Source organism: Colwellia sp. (genome assembly GCF_013214175.1).
Taxonomy (GTDB): domain Bacteria; phylum Pseudomonadota; class Gammaproteobacteria; order Enterobacterales; family Alteromonadaceae; genus Colwellia.
In genome coordinates this window covers 1,023,471-1,040,969 of record NZ_JABSPA010000002.1, presented here as the reverse complement: position 1 = coordinate 1,040,969, position 17,499 = coordinate 1,023,471, and the positions used below count along the sequence as shown (strand labels likewise).

Below are 17,499 nucleotides of genomic sequence, written 5' to 3'. Positions count from 1 at the left end.
CATCATGGTGAGCGATACCTTTATGACAATCAATACAGGTTTGCCCCGTCTCAAAAGCATTTAAATGTTGTTTGCGTGCACGTGGTTTTTGGAACTCAGGGTTCATTGATTCAAAGTTGTGACAATTACGACACTCTCTTGAGTCGGTTGATTTCATTGCATGCCAAACACTTTGCGCCAATTCAAATCGATGTTCATTAAATTTTTCTTTAGTATCAAGTTTGCCTGTTAACCAAGAGAAAACTTCTTTTGACGCTTGAATTTTACGAACAACTTTATGTATCCAAGGCTTAGGAACATGACAGTCAGGACAACCCGCTCTTACTCCGGTACGATTAGAAAAATGTATTGATGGTTTGTATTCTTGGTAAACGTTGGCTTCCATTTCATGACAACCAATACAAAATTCCGTGGTATTAGTTGCTTCCATGGCAGTATTGAAACCACCCCAAAAAATAATACCGATAACAAAAAATATTACGGCACCGGAAACAGTAGTGCCCCAAATTAGTCTGCGAGACCAAAAACTAGGTTTTAAAAAAATGTTATTTGCCATACTTACCTCTAGGTAACAGACGACTCTTAATAAAAATCATTAGCTTACATCCGAAAACTTAACTAAAAATTCAGCTCTCTTCCCCGCATTAACATAAATATTGCGGAGGTTTTCTCACTATAACTTTCATTTATGATAAAAATTCACAGCGATTTAAGGTGTAGAAAACTCGCTACAACCCTTTCTATTTTCGCTATTGCGTTTTATTAAATGAAAATACACGCTCTTTGCCATCCATAGCACCGCGACATACAGTCCATCCTGTACATAAAAAGGGCATGACACCTGCCATGCCCTATTTGTTCTTGTATCCAACTTAATAACTATTCAGCTTTAAGCTGTATCGTTCTATTTAAAGGAAAGAGCACGGAGTTGACGCATGTCAATGAGTACTCTTGACGCCTAAATCGGGCGATACAGCAACAAGATGAATAAAGTTATTTATGTTTTGTGGTTCATACGGTTATATACGTTGAACTTGCCGGTTGGGGTTGTTAAACCTTTAATGCGGTGTAGCTCTTTAAGTGTTTTAGCATCGTATACTACGATTTCACCCGTTGGATTTTTCGCATCTTTACGGTTCCAAACAGAAACCCAAACTTCAGTTCCATCAGCGTTGAATTCCATGTGTAGAGCTGCTTTACCAGGCTCAGTAGTTACACGGATAGTTTTAACGATTTCGTGCGTATCTTTATCAAATACTTGCACTGACTGTTGAATTTCAGGCTCAGGGTGTTTAAGTTGATCAGCCCAAACGTATTGTGAAGTTTCGTGAGTACGGATAAAGGCTCCAGCACCATCGGTTTCAACTTCGTAACAAAGTTTCCACGCTTGATCTGGATGACCAACTGGATCGTTACCCCATACAGAAACAAGTCCCATACCTAAGTGAGTTGTGCCGCCAACAGGACCACATTTTTTATCAATCCAGTTAGCGCCTGGACCAGGATGCGGTAAGCTTTCAACCTCAATAATTGCTTCTAACTTACGTTCGATCGTATCAACAACGACCATTTGGTTTGAAGCATTAGCTGCAATTTGGAAGTAACGACCTGTAGGGTCGAAGAAACCATCATGTAAGAATTCTGAAGAGGCAATAGCCGTAATAGTTAAGTTATCTATATCGGTATAATCAACTTGCAACATTTGACCTGTTTCTTTAACCGCAACGATAAATGAAGATGTTAGCGGTGAAGTGTAAATAGCCGCTACACGTGCTTCATTGATGAATTCACCTTTAGTATTGTAACCACGAGTAGAGACAACTTTAAGTGGATTCAGTGTTACTGCATCCATAATTACAAAATGCGCAGGCCAGTAACCACCAGCGATTACGTATTTTCCGTCACCAGAAACAGCGATATCACGAGCGTCATAAGCCATTTTAGTTTCAGCAACTAACATTTTATCAGGTGTTTGCCATAAATCGATTTTGTTAACTTTACCGTCACGACCAATGGTGTACCAGAAACGACCAACATCTTTTGCGTGATCTACTTTGTGATGCTCTGTACCTTTAATTACGTGTACTGCGTAACCCGTATCGATATGAGTGATGATTTTTTTAGTATCACCATCGATGATAGCTGCGGTACCGGCATCACGTTCGATAACGACGAAGAAGTTTTTCCAGTTTAAACCATGCATCGGCTTAGTTGGGTAATCTTTTGGAGCAACATATTCTTTAGTATGTGAACGCATTTGTTCTAAAGACATTTCCGGTGGAACAGGTGGTTCCATTTGAATGAAAGTTGCCATGTTGGCAATTTCTTTCTTAGTGAACAAGTCATCAAAGTTGTTCATGCCGCCTTCAGTACCTAACGCAATAATTTTCTCTAAACGCTTCTGACCTTTTTTCATTGTGCTTTTAGGTTCTAAGTTTTTACCGGTAGCGCCTTTACGCAAAGTACCATGACAACCAGCACAACGTTGGAAGTATTGTAATTTTGCTTTTTCATAATCAGCTTCAGCCAAAGTTGGTACTGCCGCAGATGCTGTCATGCTCATACCAGTAGCTGCCATTCCTATTGCAAGTCCAAGTGCTGAAAGACCATATTTCACTTTTTTCATTGGGTACTCTCCAGATTTTAATAAATTCTTTGTTGTTAAATGCGGTAGGCACCTTAAATAATGCCGCCTAACCTTTATTAACTTGTTCATTATGTTCATTTAGTCGATTAGCGTTATTGAGATCTAATCTACTTAAATTGAGCGTTATCAGGCACCTTCAGGAAGTTTTCTTTACACTTTACAGTGTCAAAAATTGATACCTAATTTATGTAACGAAATATTACTATCCGCACTATCGGCTAAATTGGCTTTTGGGAATGTGATACAGATCAAGTTTAAAAAAAAATAAATGTTAATGAATAGACAAGTTGATCAAGGTCAATAAATGGTCTTTTCTCTGGCAAAAGCACTACGTGTTCAATAGTGTTAAGCGCTAGTATTCGCTTCAAGTTACCAATCACTTAACCATATTTATTTTAGGGGTATTGTTTATGGAGAATCGCACTAAGTCGTTTATTTATGCGGCTATCATAGGTCTAATTATTGTTGCTATATTTTTAGGTTTTCTATCGAGTATGGCCAACCCCATCTCTTGGATCTTAATTGCAGTATTGCTACTTATTCCAATATTGTATAAGCGTAAGGCAAACCCGCAGCAAGTACAGTGGCGCGAAGAATACAGCGTTGGCATAGAGCATATTGATAATGATCATAAGAAGCTTATTAGCTTATTAAACAACTTCACCATTGCCTATGACTACGCTATGAGTGAGGCTTTTGAAAAAGAAGCGTTGAACGAATTAGTTAGCTATACCAAGTATCATTTTGACCGTGAAGAAAAAATGATGGCAGATCATGACTACCCAGACTTAACTGCCCATAAAGCGCAACATGAAGTGATGATTGGACAAGTGGAGAACTTTGTACAGTTATACAATGAAAAAGGCCACGATGCCCTTGATGAAATAGCCAGTTTCTTATCTGATTGGCTAATTAATCATATTAATGGCACCGACAAACAGTATTCTGAGCACTTGCATAACAAGGGTGTTTATTAATAAATAGTTACACTTCAATGCTGACAAAATAACTAAAGAGCTTACCTAAAGCTCTTTTTTTTGTTTCAAAAATTAATAATCAGCGGCACTTGTTATAACTTGCCATTCGATGATTTAAATCAAAAAACCTTGTCACTTCCTCGGCAAAGCATGATCTTTGACAAAAAAACATCTGCCTCAGCGTTGTAAGGTTAAGCCAACTTTAAAAAGCTCAGAGAAATACAATGAGTTCCGTAAAAATCACCATAAGCTGCTTGGTTGTAGCGGCTCATTTATTAACTATTAATTTCGCTACGGCTATAGCTGAAGTGACGGTCAATGGAGTAGCCAACGTTGTCGCCAACGAAAAAGAATTGTCACAAGCACGTAAAAATCAACTCACCCATATCGTTAAGCAAGATTGTGGTTCTTGTCATGGCATGACCTTAAAAGGTGGTTTAGGCCCGGCATTATTACCTGAAAACCTTGCAGGAAAGTCGGTGCTATTTTTACAACACTCAATTTTATATGGCCGTACTGGCACAGCTATGCCGCCATGGCAGAGTTTATTAACCGAGCAAGAGGCGCTGTGGATTTCCCAACAGTTAAAAGCAGGGGAAATAGTAAAACCCTAAGCCTAAGAACTAATAGTTAAGAACGAATAGTAAAAAATAATAATAGTTAATCACGTAGCAAAAAATAACGACTGACTGCCATTCCTCAGAAGGAATTGCACAGAAAGTAACTACAGCAACAAGTGACCGTCATTCCCGTAGTCACTAAATCGGGAATCCATATTTCTTATAAAATTTTAGGAAAGTCGATGAAAATAAAATTTAAACAACTTGCCAGTGTGGCACTTTTAACCAGCTTACTCGGCGCTTGTGTTAGTAACACTGCTAATGAAGTAACTGTGGCGCCGCTCCGTGCTACTGGGGATATGGGCGTTATTATTGAACGCGCTACTGGGCAAGTACAAATAGTGAATCACACCAGCAAAACGGTATTAAGTGAGATAGATGGTTTAGGTGATTTATCCCACGCTTCTATTGTTTATTCACGTGACCAAAGATACGCCTATGTTTTTGGTCGTGACGGCGGCTTAACAAAAATAGATATGCTTAAAGACAAAATAGCCAAACGAATTATTCAATCAGGCAACAGTATTGGCGGCGCCATTAGCCAAGACGGTAAATTAGTGGCGGTATCAAATTATACCCCTGGCGGCGTTAAAGTCTTTAACAGTACAACCCTCCAATTAGTGGCCACAATCGACAGCTCAATTTTAACCACTAAGCCAAAAAATAAAGACGGCAGCCCTGTACGATCTAAAGTAGTTGGCTTAGTTGACGCTCCCAATAACAAATTTGTCTTTAGCTTATTTGATAGCCATGAAATTTGGATTGCCGATTTCTCTGGTCTTGAAGCTGGCGAAGAAATGAAACTAACTAAGTTTACTGATATTGGTCTATTCCCATACGACGCTTTGATGAGCCCAGATGGCCGCTTTTATATCGCTGGCTTATTCGGTGAAGACGGCATGGCATTGCTCGATTTATGGCATATTGAAAAAGGGGTGAAACGTATTTTACCTAATTATGGTAAAGGCCAGCAGAAACTACCCGTTTATAAAATGCCTCATTTAGAAGGTTGGGCCATGGCTGGCGATTACGCTTTTATGCCCGCCGTGGGTCAACATAAAGTCTTAGTAGTAAATACTAAAACTTGGCAAAAAGTGGCTGAGATACCTGCTCACAGCCAACCTATCTTTGTTATGGCACAGCCTGATAACCGTCAAATCTGGGTCAACTTCGCTTACCCAGATAACAATACTATTCAAATATTTAACACTGAAACCTTTGAGTTAGTAAACACGCTAACCCCTGGTCCGGCAGTACTGCATATGGAATTTACCCCACGCGGTGAACATGTATGGATATCTGTGCGAGATAGTAACGAAGTACATGTTTATGACACACAAACACAAACCTTGCTTAAAACCCTGAAATCAAAAAGCCCGAGTGGTATTTTCTTCACCAACCGTGCACATCAGATAGGCCTGTAGCCATGACTAAAAGTAAGACTAAAAGCATGACTAAAGAATCGGTAATAATTAGTCAATTACAGCAAGATATTATTAACAATAGCCAAAAGGGTTTCCCCCTTACTAAACAGCCTTATAAAACGATTGCCGAGCAACTGGCACAAGTTAATATCGTCACTAATGAGCTGAGGGTATTTCTAGCTATTGATGATCTCATTAACCAAGAAGTACTATCTCGTGTTGGGCCAGTATTTGATCATAAAAAAGCAGGGGCAAGTACCTTAGCAGCTATTGCTGTACCAACAAAAGATTTAGATAAAATAGCCGGCATTGTGAATCAGTTTGAGCAAGTGAATCACAACTATGGTCGTGAAGGTTCTTCAGGGCAACAGAAATATAACCTTTGGTTTGTAGTGACTGCCAGCAATATGGTGGCACTTAATAACACTTTAGCGAATATTGAATTACTTACAGGTCTAGCCGTTTTAGTATTGCCAATGGAAGCTTCATACCATATTGACTTAGCGTTCAGTATTAATGTTACCGGTGTTGAAAGTCCTACCTCTAATCAAGAAGCTATGCAGCTAGACACGGTTAATAAAAATGACTGCACTCGCTTAACTGAAATTGAAAAAATTGCCTTACGAAGTGCCATAGAAAAAGGCTTACCTGCAAGCTTATTGCCTTATCGGTTGATTGCCCAGCAACTCGCACTGACAGAGCAACAAGTATTAATGCAAATTTCCCATTGGCAGGAAGAAGGTTTGATCCGCCGCTTTGGTTTAGTCATTAAACATAGAAAATTGGGTTATGACGCAAATGCCATGGTGGTGTGGAATATTCCTAATGACGATATGGATGGCATAGCTCAGAGATTAGCGAAATGTGCACCCGTTTCCCTGTGTTATCAGCGCCCTCGCCGTTTGCCTGATTGGCCTTACAACTTATTTTGTATGATTCATGGCACTGATAAAAATTTGGTTTTACAACAAATTAGTCAAATCACCGAGCAACTAGGCCTTGAGTTGATAGAAAAAGATATCTTGTTTAGCTTCAAAGCGTATAAGCAACACGGCGCCAGATACAGCAAAGCCGATAGTAGCACTCAGTACCCTAGTGACAAAAAACAAGGACAAGCCCATGGATAACACCACCAGTCCGTTTACCAATGAGAGTAAAAACGACAGCACAAATAACCGCCAAAATAGCATGCTGAGCAAAAGCAGAAAGTGTCAAACTGTTGAGCTATCACCATTAGAAAAAAGCCTAATCAATTTATTACAACATGGCTTACCTGTGTGTGAACGCCCATTTGCGCAAATTGCCGACGAAGTATCAAGCACCGAGCACGAAGTTATTCAATGCCTAAATAAATTACGCAATGACAAAGTCTTAACCCGCTTTGGCCCGATGTTTGATGCCGCCAGCTTAGGTGGCGCATTTACCTTAGCGGCCTTAGCAGTACCCGAAGATGATTTTGACTTTGTCACTGAGCAAGTAAATAGCTTCGAACAAATTGCCCATAATTATCGCAGAACTCACCGATTTAATATGTGGTTTGTTATCGCCACAGAGTCCGCGGAAGAAATTGATGCGGTTATTGCCGCTATTGAAAGTAAAACCTGCTTGAAGGTACTTAACACACCAAAACTTAAAGAGTTTTATGTTGGTTTGTACCTACCGGTTTAAGCGAGCGTGTAGCTTACTGAACGATGTCACCCTCGAAGTATTTAATCGAGGATCCATGTACTTTCACTAAAAATCATTGCATATGGATTCCCGACTAAATTACCTCGGGAATGACAATGATAAATATGAGCTAGAAATAATGACCGAACTAATGGCAGAAAAAACAAGAAAAAATCAAACGGCACCCGCCAATAAAAGTACAAGTTTAACCGCGTTAGAGCGCCAATATATTCTGCTCACTCAAAATGGCTTAGCTATTACTGAAAAGCCCTATCACGCCATTGCTGAGCAAATGAATATTAGTGTTGAACACGTACTCACCCTGACAAACAGCATGCAAGAGCGAGGTATTATCAGACGCATTGCTGCTGTGCCTAATCACTATAAATTAGGTTATCAATATAACGGCATGACCGTATGGGATATAGATGATGAACAAGCGGAAAAATTTGGTGATGCTGTCGGTCGCTTGCCTTTTGTTAGTCACTGTTATTTAAGACCACGTTTTTTACCCGAATGGAATTACAACTTATTTGCCATGGTGCATGGAAAAACGCCAGCAGCAATAGCCAAGTATAGGGGTCAGATCAAAGAATTGTTAAAAGAGGTCTTGGTCACGCGCAACAATGATTCAAGTCAACAAATCACTACACAAAGTAATGATATGTTAACTAGCACAGAGATACTAAAAAAAACAGGTTTGCGTTTAAAACGTTAGCTATTGCATATAGTTAGCATGGCAAACCGAGAGCAAAGCCCTAGGGGAAAGTATGTTTAGAATTTCACAGTTATTAAAAACATTGCATGATGATATGGCTGACTTTAAGCCAGTAAAAGCGGCAAGAAAAATGCCTGGTCCAGTGGTAATTTGGAATTTAATCCGTCGCTGCAATCTTCGTTGTAAACACTGCTACGCAAGCTCTTTAGACATTGATTTTAAAGATGAATTATCTACCGAACAAGTTAAAGCCACCATAGATGATTTAAAAGTAGCCCAGGTACCGGTATTAATTCTCTCTGGTGGTGAGCCATTACTTCGTGCTGATATCTATGAAATCACCGCGTATGCTAAAAAACAAGGTTTTTATGTTGCCCTATCAACCAATGGCACCTTAATAGACGAAAGCAATATTGCCCAAATTAAGGCCGCTGAATACCAATATGTAGGTATCAGCATTGATGGTTTAGAAGAGTTTCACGATGAATTCCGTCGTCAAAAAGGCAGCTTTAAAACCTCCATGCACGCCATTAAATTATGTAAAGAGGCCGGTATAAAAGTTGGCATGCGTCTTTGCTTAACTAAGGATAACCACAAAGACTTACCGGCAATGTTAGATTTAATGGAAGAGAATAAAGTAGATAAGTTCTATCTATCGCACTTAAATTACTCTGGTCGAGGAAAACGCAGCGCTGAAAATGATGCCATGTTTAAAATGACCAAAGACGCCATGGAGTTATTATTTGGGCGCGCATGGTCACACATCAGCCAAGGCATAGAAACAGATTTTGTCACCGGAAATAACGATGCCGATGGACCTTTTTTATTAAAATGGGCTAGCAAGCAGTTCGGCGAAAGTCATCCTCAATGTATTGCCAATTTAAGACAAAGGTTAATTAATTGGGGCGGTAATGCCAGTGGCGTGAATGTTGCTAACATTGATAATACCGGTACCATTCATCCAGATACCTATTGGTGGAATCACCCCATCGGCAATGTTAAAACAGAAAAGTTCTCCGATGTATGGCAGAACACTCAAGACCCATTAATGCTGGGTTTTAGAACAAGTCCTCGCCCAGTAAAAGGACGTTGTGCAGGCTGTAAATATTTAAATATTTGTGGCGGTAATACCCGTACTCGTGCCTTTGCACAAGCCGGAGATGCTTGGGCAGAAGATCCTGGCTGTTACTTAGATGACGATGAAATAGGCTTTATTCCACCACCGTCAAAGTTTGCCGACCAGCAAAGCAATAAAGAAAATCCTATTCAGTTTATTGAAGTGTAAAAGTATCGGTAAGCCATTAGCAGTAGCTCAAAAGTACCTAACTACCCAGAGCATTAACAACCAAAACACGAACTAGCCAAAGCACCAGCAAACAAAAACTAATTAAGCAACTGAGTCTGTCCTGAAAATGGGCTCAATAGCAATAAGGCGAGAGCATGAACATAAGAGCGACATCCCAAGAAAACAACTTCTCTGCAGTAGATAATGGCCAGATATCCACTCGAGGAAAATCAGTATTAAATCAAGGCGAAGTCGCTTTAGTCGGCTCAGGTCCAGGTGATGCAGAATTACTGACTATACGTGCTATGCGCTTTATTGAGCAAGCTGAAATAGCCATTTACGATAGATTAGTCAGTGATGAAATTTTAGATTTATTACCAGAGAACTGTGAACGTTTTTATGTGGGTAAAGAGCAGGCTAAGCACTGTGTACCACAAGACAAAATCAATGAACTTTTAGTGCAAGAGGCGCTGTTAGGTAAAAGAGTTTTACGCCTAAAAGGTGGGGATCCCTTTATATTTGGCCGTGGTGGTGAAGAAGCAGAATACATGCTCAAACATGGTATTAGTTGTCATATATGTCCCGGCATTACTGCGGCATCTGGCTGTACAAGCTATGCTGGCATTCCATTAACGCACCGCGGTGTCTCCCAAGGCTGTACTTTTATTACCGGCCACATTCAAAATAATGGCCAATTAAATCTGCCATGGCAGAGTTTGATATGTAAAACACAAACGGTTGTTTTTTACATGGGCATTAATACCTTGCCAATTATTGCTAAAAAACTGGTTGAGCATGGTCGTGATATTAATACTCCTGCGGCCCTTATTTACAAAGGCACACAACCCGAGCAAAAAACTTACCGCGGTACTATCGGAAATTTGGCTGCGTTAGTTAAGAAACACGATATCAAACCACCAACACTTATTGTTATTGGTGATGTGGTAAATCAGCTAACCGAGCAACAGCTAACAACACCTGGCTTTTTAGATGCTAAAAACTATGTGCAGGTACAAAACATTAAAACTGCATAAAGGGGCCGTAGTCTATTGGCGAGAATACATAACTTAAAAGTGGGCTCCCCCGACGAAGAGGCCACTGGGATGACGACTTGAAAGTTTGGAGAATAGGTTAATTCTACCAGCCCAACAACCGTCATTTCCGAGGTGCCTGATCGAAAATCCATTGGTTTAAATAATGAATATAGAGTTCCATCATGACTAAATCCCCTTTTTTAAGGTCTCTTGCTGTAGTTATATTATCTAGCTTTTTTGCAATTGATACTGCCCAAGCAGCGCCGACAAAAAACACTTCCATGCCTGCAACGGAACAAGCTGTTGCCAAAAAGCTTTATCAAACCCATTGTCAAAGCTGCCATGGTGTAAATAGATTAGGTGCGATGGGTCCGGCGTTATTACCAGAAAACCTGGCCCGCTTTCGAAAAGACAAAGCCATTAACGTCATTAATAACGGCCGATCTGCCACACAAATGCCGGCGTTTAACTCAGCCTTAACTAAAACCTTAAGCAAAGATGAAGTAGAAAGCCTTGCTAGTTATATTTATACGCCATCAAAAGCCTCTCTTAGCTGGACAGTTGCCGATATCAACGCCTCTAAAATACAACATTTTGACCAAAGTAAATTACCTAATGAAGCGCAGTTTGATGCCGATTTGATGAACTTATTTATTGTCGTTGAGCTAGGTGATCATAGTGCAACCTTATTAGATGGCGATACCTTTGAGCGCTTAGACCGCTTTAAAACCCGCTTTGCTTTACACGGTGGTCCCAAATACTCACCCGATGGTCGCTTTGTCTTTTTTGCTTCTCGCGATGGCTGGATCAGCAAATACGATATTTATAATCGAAAGACCGTAGTTGAAGTACGTGCAGCAATTAATACCCGCAATATAGCCATTTCAAATGACGGCCAATATTTAATTGTCGGTAATTACTTACCTAACAATGTGGTAATACTTAACACTCGCGACTTATCACCACTGAAAGTAATTGCCACCAAAGACAGTGATGGTGTTAGCTCACGAGTAAGCGCAGTTTACAACGCACCGCCACGCCATAGCTTTATCGTCGCACTAAAAGACGTTAAAGAAGTTTGGGAAATTCCCTACTTAGCTATACCTAACAAGAAGAAAGGCGGCGTTGAAGCCTATAAAGGCTTAGCGCATGCTTCACCGATGAAGAGTCAAAGTAAAGCACAGGCTGAAGGTTGGAAACTTGATTTAAATAAAAAAAGTGGACAATTCCCTATTCGCCGCATTAAAACTGATGATTATTTAAATGACTTTTTCTTTGACCCTGATTACATCAACTTAATTGGCACAGCGCGAAACAGTCATAACGGCCAAGTAATAAACCTAGATACCAAGAAGAAAGTGGCCTCAATCGCTTTAACTGGTATGCCACATTTAGGCTCGGGAATTACTTGGAACTATCAAGGTAAACAAGTGTTTGCTTCACCGAATATCAAAGAAGGTAAAATTACCGTTATTGATATGGAAACTTGGCAAGTGATTAAGGAGATAAAAACCGAAGGGCCGGGGTTCTTTATGCGCAGCCACACTAACTCACCCTATGCCTGGACCGACGTATTCTTTGGTCCCAATAACGACAAGGTACACGTTATTGATAAGAGCACCTTAGAAATAGTGAAAACTCTATCGCCATCACCTGGCAAAAATGCTGCCCATGTTGAATTTACCAAAGACGGTAAATACGTCTTGTTAAGCGTCTGGGATATGGACGGTGAATTGATTGTTTATGATGCCGAGACTTTAGAAATAGTTAAACGCATGCCGATGAAAAAACCATCGGGTAAGTACAATGTATTTAACAAGATTAGTTATGAGAAAGGCACTAGTCATTAGGGTATTTATGACTTAATTTAAGACAATATATTCTTCCTTCTAAAACCTGCGATATCAATACTTCAGGTTTTTCTATTATTATTAGTTACTTACTTCTTGACATGGCGTGTAATGTTATTAATTAGATTGTTACGATAAAGTTAATTAAAAACGGTATAAGTAGAATTGTACTAAAACAGAATCAATAGACTGCTATACCTATCAACAGTAACCAATTAGCTTAGGAATACAATAATGGGATTATCGAATGCATTTGTAGGTTTTAGTAGTACAGATATTGATGATTACAGGTTAATGCAAGCATGGAGAGCTAACAATAATATTGATTTGGACTTTAATGATTGTCAGTTGAATGATGCTTTAGCTTCTGAAAATGAAGAGTTTATCAAAACTAAGTGTCGAGAGCGTATAAATATGGCCGATAAGTATGTCATGCTTATTGGCAAGGATACAAAAAGCAAACATAAGTATGTTCAATGGGAAGCTGAAGTTGCTATCGAAAAAGGTTGCACGATTATATGTGTCAATTTAGATGGCTCACGTGAAATGGTTAGGAGTACATGTCCTCCGGTCATTCGTGATATGGGAGCTATTTTTGTAGCTTTCTCTCCTAGAATTGTAGCCCATGCCATTGAAAATTATAAGATGCATGATGATTATGGTAATTATTATTTTAAAGATGAGATATATAAAAAGTTAGGGCATTAAAAACTAAGGTAAAGTTGTTAGGTAGCGGGTATGCTACCTTTTTCCAAGCTCTTTATATCAACATTTAGTAGTAAGTTCTTTTGTTAATAGTTAATTTATCTATACTAAAAACATACTCTTTTATCCGCACTAAAAATGCATAAACAGTTGCCTCATGCCACTTTATTTCACATTTAACCAACAGCTATCAGTTACTTATAACGGTATTATTGAACATACGTTTCAGGCAAAACAGCTAACTTATAGCATTGTATCAAATAAAATAAAGTGGCCATTCAGTCGCTTTATTACATCGACTGAATGAGTATATTTAAGAACCGGCTTAATGGCTTATTTAACTAAGCCTGAAACACTGAAGCGTGTATAATGCGTTCAGTATTTTTCACCAATAGACAAACGATATGCTCGGCTACTACCTTCATACAATAAATGCCCAACAAGCGCTGGAGGCCATTGCTAAAGGACTGTCCTGCGTTATGCTCTCTACTGACCTGAATATTTCAGAGCAAGAATTTTCCATCATTGACCAAGAGCTAGTCCTCGACCAAGACAATAAACTCTCCATTAACGAACTGAAAAAAATCGTCAAGAAAACCCAACGTATCTACCTCTGCAGCGATGGTGATATGGAGCCACTGGAAGACCGCAGCTCTGGTTACTACAAGCTAGTTCCTACCCAAGGTGCACCTCTGCTAGAAATTAGCGGCGTTAAAATGCATATATCCAAGGGTACAGACCCCTTTACTAGTGCTTCAGAAATGTCTCAACAGGCGGTTCGCAAAGGTGACAAGGTATTAGACTGCTGCAGCGGATTGGGCTATGCAGCCATAGCTGCCCACCGATTAGGTGCAAGCGAGGTGCTTACCATCGAACTGAGCCGTCAAGTAATGGGACTGCGCGCGCAAAACCCTTGGTCAAAAGATTTGGGCAATGACGGTATTGTGCAACGTCAAGGCAGTAGCTATGAGCTGATAGGCACAATGCCAAGCATCTCCTTCGATTCAGTAATTCACGATCCACCACGTTTTTCTCTCGCCGGCGAACTTTATAGCGAAGAATTCTACCGCGAAATCTGTCGAGTGCTACGCCCAGGCGGCAGACTTTTTCATTACACTGGCAATCCACATGTATTAAAGAAAGGCAGCAGTTTTGTTGATGGCGTCATCCGACGATTAAAAGCGGCCGGTTTCAAGAACGTGGTCAAGGTAGAGCATCTGATGGGAGTCAGTGCACAGAAAAAATAGCATAGTAGCAGGCACCTGACCCGCGGGTGTATTATACCAATCAGACTAATTAACTGATCTGTTTGGTCTTAGCTAACACTAGCGCTAAAACTTAGATATAGTCATGAGCGACTAAGCTATGACTAATCCATTTTTTACACAACTATGAAACAATCACCGGACAGTCACTAAATAATAAATAAGGACTAGCAGTTAATGTTATCAACTTTTTTTAAAGCGAAACCTATTATTGATGAATCATCGAAAGAATGGATCTTTGATACTTTTTCTTGGTGTATGCAGCAACTTGATGGTGAGTTTTTTCAAAAAAATAGTGAGCTGATATTACCCAATAATTCTTTTTATCCGGGCAATTCAAGCAGTGTAGATGAAATGGCTAATACTATTTTTTCTAATACTCTTAAATATACTGGCATGACCTCATGGCCACTAAACTTGGTATCGAGTGATCATTTTGTGCAAAAGCCAATACCGCAGTTGTTTTTTCAGTCTCGGCTTCGAGGTGAAAACGCAAAGATCAGTACAAAGGTAAACACGCAAGGCAATGGTCAAGCGACTTCAAATTTAAGCTATAAGGTAGAGGGTGAAGCAGTAATGCCTAGCTTAGACTTAGAGCTAAAGTTAGACACAAACATAGACATTGCTTTTCACTCAAGTCAGCTGAACCAGCCGCAAGATATGATTGCTTATTTTGTTCAAATTCAGGCCGGTATTTTAGTGAATCAATATGATGCTCTTGCTGCTAGTGTAAGCGCTCCAAGTGGCAAAGAAGCATTGCCACAAACCATAGATTTAGTTGCCTGTTTTATGGGCTTTGGTGTTATTTTCGCTAATACCGCTTACCAATTTAAGGGCGGCTGTGGCTCATGTAACAACCGTAACCTCAATCGACAAGCAGCCTTACCCGAATTAGAAACGGTATACGCCTTGGCCTTATTTTGTGTTATCAAAGGCATTGAGGTTAAACAGGTTAAGAAAGAATTAAAGTCTCACTTATACAAACCCTATCGCCAAGCATTCAAAGAAATCACTCTGTATTTAGCACAAACGACTAACCCTGCCCATGCATTGCTTAGCGAAAGTATAAGCTAATGATTAACTAATTATGAACGACAAATCACCCACTAATTATCCTCTAGTTAGTGAGACTGTTAGCTCTACTTAAATAATATTTAGAGGATTAAACTCGTGGCCAATATATTTAGTAATATTCCAGCAGAATTACCCGATGAAATATTCGAAGATATCCTCATTACCGAAAAATTAAGGGTTGAGCGTATTGTCTCAAAGGGACAAACATCACCAGAAACTGGTTGGTATGATCAAGATGAAAATTAATGGCTTATAGTCTTATCTGGTTATGGTGTCATTGAATATATTAATGGTGATAAGGTGACACTTAAGCAAGGTGATTACTTAAATATCAAAGCCCATGAACAGCACCGAGTGATTGCAACATCAGCTGATGAAGCAACAGTTTGGTTAGCTATTTTCTATTAAATTGGCAATCCACATGCAGGAAATAAGGACAGCAGTTTTGTTGAAGCATCATCCGCCGATTAAAAAGCAGCCGGCTTCAATAAAGTGCTTACGGTCGAGCATCTGACGGGAGTCAGTGCGAAAAAATAATGGCATAAAAGCTATCCGTTAATATTATCAACATTGTTTAAAACAATAGCTGCTGTTAATGCAGAAAGCAGAGCGTGAATTATTTGATATTTCACTTGCTGAATTGACTAGGTTTATAGCGACTTTATTAAATATAACAAATGGTTAGCCTTACAATATGATATTTCATCCTAGTAGTATAGCTGCAATGCCAGCGATAAAATGGTTTTGCTCAGTATTGCCAACTTTATTAACCTCAGTCCTTACATTGCTTTATATAATTTAATAAATCACCTTGATAGTCACTGAACTCATTTACAACGGATAAAGACTTAATACCCAGCGGTTGTGCCAGCTTTTCAACCAACTGGAAATACAAGCCAATGCTAACCGATTTGATTTGTTTAAGTTTATTTAACAACTCGGCTTGTTCTTGAGCAGAAAGTTCTTTCCCCTTTGATACCTGATGAGCCTTTTCAATCCAAAAAAGGTAAGCTTGCCTAACCTCATTATCGCTAGCTAAGATGAGCCTACTGATACGGTAATGCAATTTTTCATATAAGATAACATCATTATCGAGTATCGATAACCTAAGCAACTGTAAACCTGCGACAATTTGACCTGAGCGCCTTGAAATACGTTGCGATAGTTGCAAAGCCTTTATCAAGTATTCTTTCGCTAACGGATAATCTTCTTCTTTTATAGCCAATATCCCTAAAACATTATAAATAGCGCTTATAAATACCTCTGCATTTTTTTGTTCAGCTATTTGTAGGGCTTGAGCATAACTGTCTTTAGCCTGCTTATTTTTGTTTAGGTAACTCAAACTCGTTCCCTTACTAATGAGCAAACTTATTTTTTGATTTTTGTTTTTTATTGGTTGTCTCAGACCGCAGTTAAATAGCCAAATAGATTCATGAGGGTGCCCTGTTCGGCGCAAGAAAATGCCTAAACTACTCAGTAAAGAAACAAATTTATCCGTTTCTTGCTCTAGTTCAGGGTAGGCAAGCATTGCTCTTACGGTAATTTCAACCTGCTTCATCTGATTCAAAGCAATAGAAGCTCTTAATAGATTTTGATGCCAGCGTAATTGCTCATTTATACTTAGTTGACCAATTTGGGCAAGGAATTGTTTAAGTATTTTTGATGAAACGGAGGGTTGGACTCGTAGGTAATCTTCTGCTTCAGATAACTTGTCCAATAGGTTTTCTGCTGTTGACTCTGCTATTGACTCTGCTATTGACTCTGCTATTGACTCTGCTATTACAGAATGAGCCATAAAAACAATTATTATAAAAAATAGTGTTCTAAGCATAATATTCAATATTGATGGAGTGGCTGCAATGTATAAATTTATTTGAAGTCTAACTAATAACTTGAGTTGTTTTACCGAATACCAAACGATTTCAAGTGCAATAAAATTATAGCATGCCTAAATCCTTTATCTAGCAAGCGGCTGTGTTTGACCAAGAATATCCCCTCCCTAATATTAATAGAACTACCTAATAAAGTAATCGAAGTTCTTCTTATTAGCGAAAAGATAAGAGTTGAATACATAGCTTCAAAGGAACAAACATCGCCAGAAGCTGGTTGGAACCATCAAGATGAAAATTATTGGCTTATCGTATGATCTGGTTATGGTGTCATTGAATATAACAATGGTGATAAGGTGACACTTAAGCAAGGTAATTACTTAAATATTAAAGCCCATGAACA

The 17,499-nt window shown here is 39.2% G+C and carries 16 protein-coding genes and 1 pseudogene; 14 read left to right on the top strand and 3 right to left on the bottom strand.

Annotated features, from left to right (window positions below; all coding sequences use genetic code 11):
• Window positions 1-4 precede the first annotated feature (4 nt).
• Both HRT55_RS07460 and HRT55_RS07455 read right to left on the bottom strand, forming a co-directional pair.
• A pseudogene (locus HRT55_RS07460) lies at window positions 5-472 on the bottom strand (NapC/NirT family cytochrome c); the annotation flags it as partial.
• A 525-nt stretch (window positions 473-997) separates the two neighbouring features.
• The gene (locus HRT55_RS07455) at window positions 998-2,626 is read right to left on the bottom strand and encodes a cytochrome D1 domain-containing protein (RefSeq protein WP_291620053.1); all 1,629 of its coding nucleotides are present in this window, start codon (window positions 2,624-2,626) and stop codon (window positions 998-1,000) included.
• A gap of 431 nt (window positions 2,627-3,057) precedes the next feature.
• Here HRT55_RS07455 and HRT55_RS07450 point away from each other — a divergent pair, with 431 nt between their 5' ends.
• The 14 genes from HRT55_RS07450 (at window position 3,058) to HRT55_RS20950 (ending at window position 15,675) form a co-directional block, all read left to right on the top strand.
• Window positions 3,058-3,624 (top strand): bacteriohemerythrin, encoded by a 567-nt coding sequence (locus tag HRT55_RS07450; RefSeq protein WP_291620052.1) that lies wholly within the window; start codon window positions 3,058-3,060, stop codon window positions 3,622-3,624.
• A gap of 224 nt (window positions 3,625-3,848) precedes the next feature.
• The gene (locus HRT55_RS07445; protein ID WP_291620051.1) at window positions 3,849-4,238 is read left to right on the top strand and encodes a cytochrome c; all 390 of its coding nucleotides are present in this window, start codon (window positions 3,849-3,851) and stop codon (window positions 4,236-4,238) included.
• 188 nt (window positions 4,239-4,426) lie between these two features.
• Window positions 4,427-5,668 carry a cytochrome D1 domain-containing protein gene (locus tag HRT55_RS07440; RefSeq protein ID WP_291620050.1) on the top strand — a complete coding sequence of 414 codons (1,242 nt, stop codon included), beginning with the start codon at window positions 4,427-4,429 and terminating at the stop codon, window positions 5,666-5,668.
• Between the two features lie 2 nt (window positions 5,669-5,670).
• Window positions 5,671-6,795, top strand: coding sequence for a hypothetical protein (locus tag HRT55_RS07435; RefSeq protein WP_291620049.1), 1,125 nt, complete (start codon window positions 5,671-5,673; stop codon window positions 6,793-6,795).
• Window positions 6,788-7,336: an Lrp/AsnC family transcriptional regulator gene (locus HRT55_RS07430; protein WP_291620048.1), complete on the top strand. Its 549-nt coding sequence runs from the start codon at window positions 6,788-6,790 to the stop codon at window positions 7,334-7,336. The genes HRT55_RS07435 and HRT55_RS07430 overlap by 8 nt, the downstream gene beginning before the upstream one ends.
• Before the next feature lie 139 nt (window positions 7,337-7,475).
• Window positions 7,476-8,054, top strand: coding sequence for an Lrp/AsnC family transcriptional regulator (locus HRT55_RS07425; RefSeq protein ID WP_291620046.1), 579 nt, complete (start codon window positions 7,476-7,478; stop codon window positions 8,052-8,054).
• Between the two features lie 52 nt (window positions 8,055-8,106).
• Window positions 8,107-9,339, top strand: coding sequence for a heme d1 biosynthesis radical SAM protein NirJ (gene nirJ / locus HRT55_RS07420; RefSeq protein WP_291620044.1), 1,233 nt, complete (start codon window positions 8,107-8,109; stop codon window positions 9,337-9,339).
• A 155-nt stretch (window positions 9,340-9,494) separates the two neighbouring features.
• Window positions 9,495-10,373, top strand: coding sequence for a uroporphyrinogen-III C-methyltransferase (cobA, locus tag HRT55_RS07415; RefSeq protein WP_291620042.1), 879 nt, complete (start codon window positions 9,495-9,497; stop codon window positions 10,371-10,373).
• A gap of 182 nt (window positions 10,374-10,555) precedes the next feature.
• Window positions 10,556-12,223 carry a nitrite reductase gene (locus tag HRT55_RS07410; protein WP_291620040.1) on the top strand — a complete coding sequence of 556 codons (1,668 nt, stop codon included), beginning with the start codon at window positions 10,556-10,558 and terminating at the stop codon, window positions 12,221-12,223.
• Window positions 12,224-12,457: 234 nt separating this feature from the next.
• Window positions 12,458-12,931 carry a TIR domain-containing protein gene (locus HRT55_RS07405; RefSeq protein ID WP_291620039.1) on the top strand — a complete coding sequence of 158 codons (474 nt, stop codon included), beginning with the start codon at window positions 12,458-12,460 and terminating at the stop codon, window positions 12,929-12,931.
• A 476-nt stretch (window positions 12,932-13,407) separates the two neighbouring features.
• Window positions 13,408-14,175 (top strand): methyltransferase domain-containing protein, encoded by a 768-nt coding sequence (locus HRT55_RS07400; RefSeq protein WP_291620037.1) that lies wholly within the window; start codon window positions 13,408-13,410, stop codon window positions 14,173-14,175.
• Between the two features lie 195 nt (window positions 14,176-14,370).
• The gene (locus tag HRT55_RS07395; RefSeq protein WP_291620035.1) at window positions 14,371-15,267 is read left to right on the top strand and encodes a hypothetical protein; all 897 of its coding nucleotides are present in this window, start codon (window positions 14,371-14,373) and stop codon (window positions 15,265-15,267) included.
• A gap of 96 nt (window positions 15,268-15,363) precedes the next feature.
• Complete coding sequence (locus HRT55_RS20955) at window positions 15,364-15,513, top strand: hypothetical protein (protein WP_367241142.1); 150 nt, start codon at window positions 15,364-15,366, stop codon at window positions 15,511-15,513.
• 6 nt (window positions 15,514-15,519) lie between these two features.
• Entirely contained in the window at window positions 15,520-15,675 is a 156-nt protein-coding gene (locus HRT55_RS20950) for a cupin domain-containing protein (RefSeq protein ID WP_367241205.1), read from the top strand.
• A gap of 364 nt (window positions 15,676-16,039) precedes the next feature.
• Here the strand turns inward: HRT55_RS20950 and HRT55_RS07385 are convergent, their stop codons facing one another.
• On the bottom strand, window positions 16,040-17,062 hold the full coding sequence (locus tag HRT55_RS07385; protein ID WP_291620033.1) for a hypothetical protein: 1,023 nt from the start codon (window positions 17,060-17,062) through the stop codon (window positions 16,040-16,042).
• Between the last annotated feature and the right edge of the window lie 437 nt (window positions 17,063-17,499).

Bases quoted from the DNA above. Each gene is read 5' to 3' on its own strand.
- HRT55_RS07455 (WP_291620053.1), bottom strand. From the start codon at position 2,626: ATGAAAAAAGTGAAATATGGTCTTTCAGCACTTGGACTTGCAATAGGA.
- HRT55_RS07450 (WP_291620052.1), top strand. From the start codon at position 3,058: ATGGAGAATCGCACTAAGTCGTTTATTTATGCGGCTATCATAGGTCTA.
- HRT55_RS07445 (WP_291620051.1), top strand. From the start codon at position 3,849: ATGAGTTCCGTAAAAATCACCATAAGCTGCTTGGTTGTAGCGGCTCAT.
- HRT55_RS07440 (WP_291620050.1), top strand. From the start codon at position 4,427: ATGAAAATAAAATTTAAACAACTTGCCAGTGTGGCACTTTTAACCAGC.
- HRT55_RS07435 (WP_291620049.1), top strand. From the start codon at position 5,671: ATGACTAAAAGTAAGACTAAAAGCATGACTAAAGAATCGGTAATAATT.
- HRT55_RS07430 (WP_291620048.1), top strand. From the start codon at position 6,788: ATGGATAACACCACCAGTCCGTTTACCAATGAGAGTAAAAACGACAGC.
- HRT55_RS07425 (WP_291620046.1), top strand. From the start codon at position 7,476: ATGACCGAACTAATGGCAGAAAAAACAAGAAAAAATCAAACGGCACCC.
- nirJ (WP_291620044.1), top strand. From the start codon at position 8,107: ATGTTTAGAATTTCACAGTTATTAAAAACATTGCATGATGATATGGCT.
- cobA (WP_291620042.1), top strand. From the start codon at position 9,495: ATGAACATAAGAGCGACATCCCAAGAAAACAACTTCTCTGCAGTAGAT.
- HRT55_RS07410 (WP_291620040.1), top strand. From the start codon at position 10,556: ATGACTAAATCCCCTTTTTTAAGGTCTCTTGCTGTAGTTATATTATCT.
- HRT55_RS07405 (WP_291620039.1), top strand. From the start codon at position 12,458: ATGGGATTATCGAATGCATTTGTAGGTTTTAGTAGTACAGATATTGAT.
- HRT55_RS07400 (WP_291620037.1), top strand. From the start codon at position 13,408: ATGCTCTCTACTGACCTGAATATTTCAGAGCAAGAATTTTCCATCATT.
- HRT55_RS07395 (WP_291620035.1), top strand. From the start codon at position 14,371: ATGTTATCAACTTTTTTTAAAGCGAAACCTATTATTGATGAATCATCG.
- HRT55_RS07385 (WP_291620033.1), bottom strand. From the start codon at position 17,062: ATGGCTCATTCTGTAATAGCAGAGTCAATAGCAGAGTCAATAGCAGAG.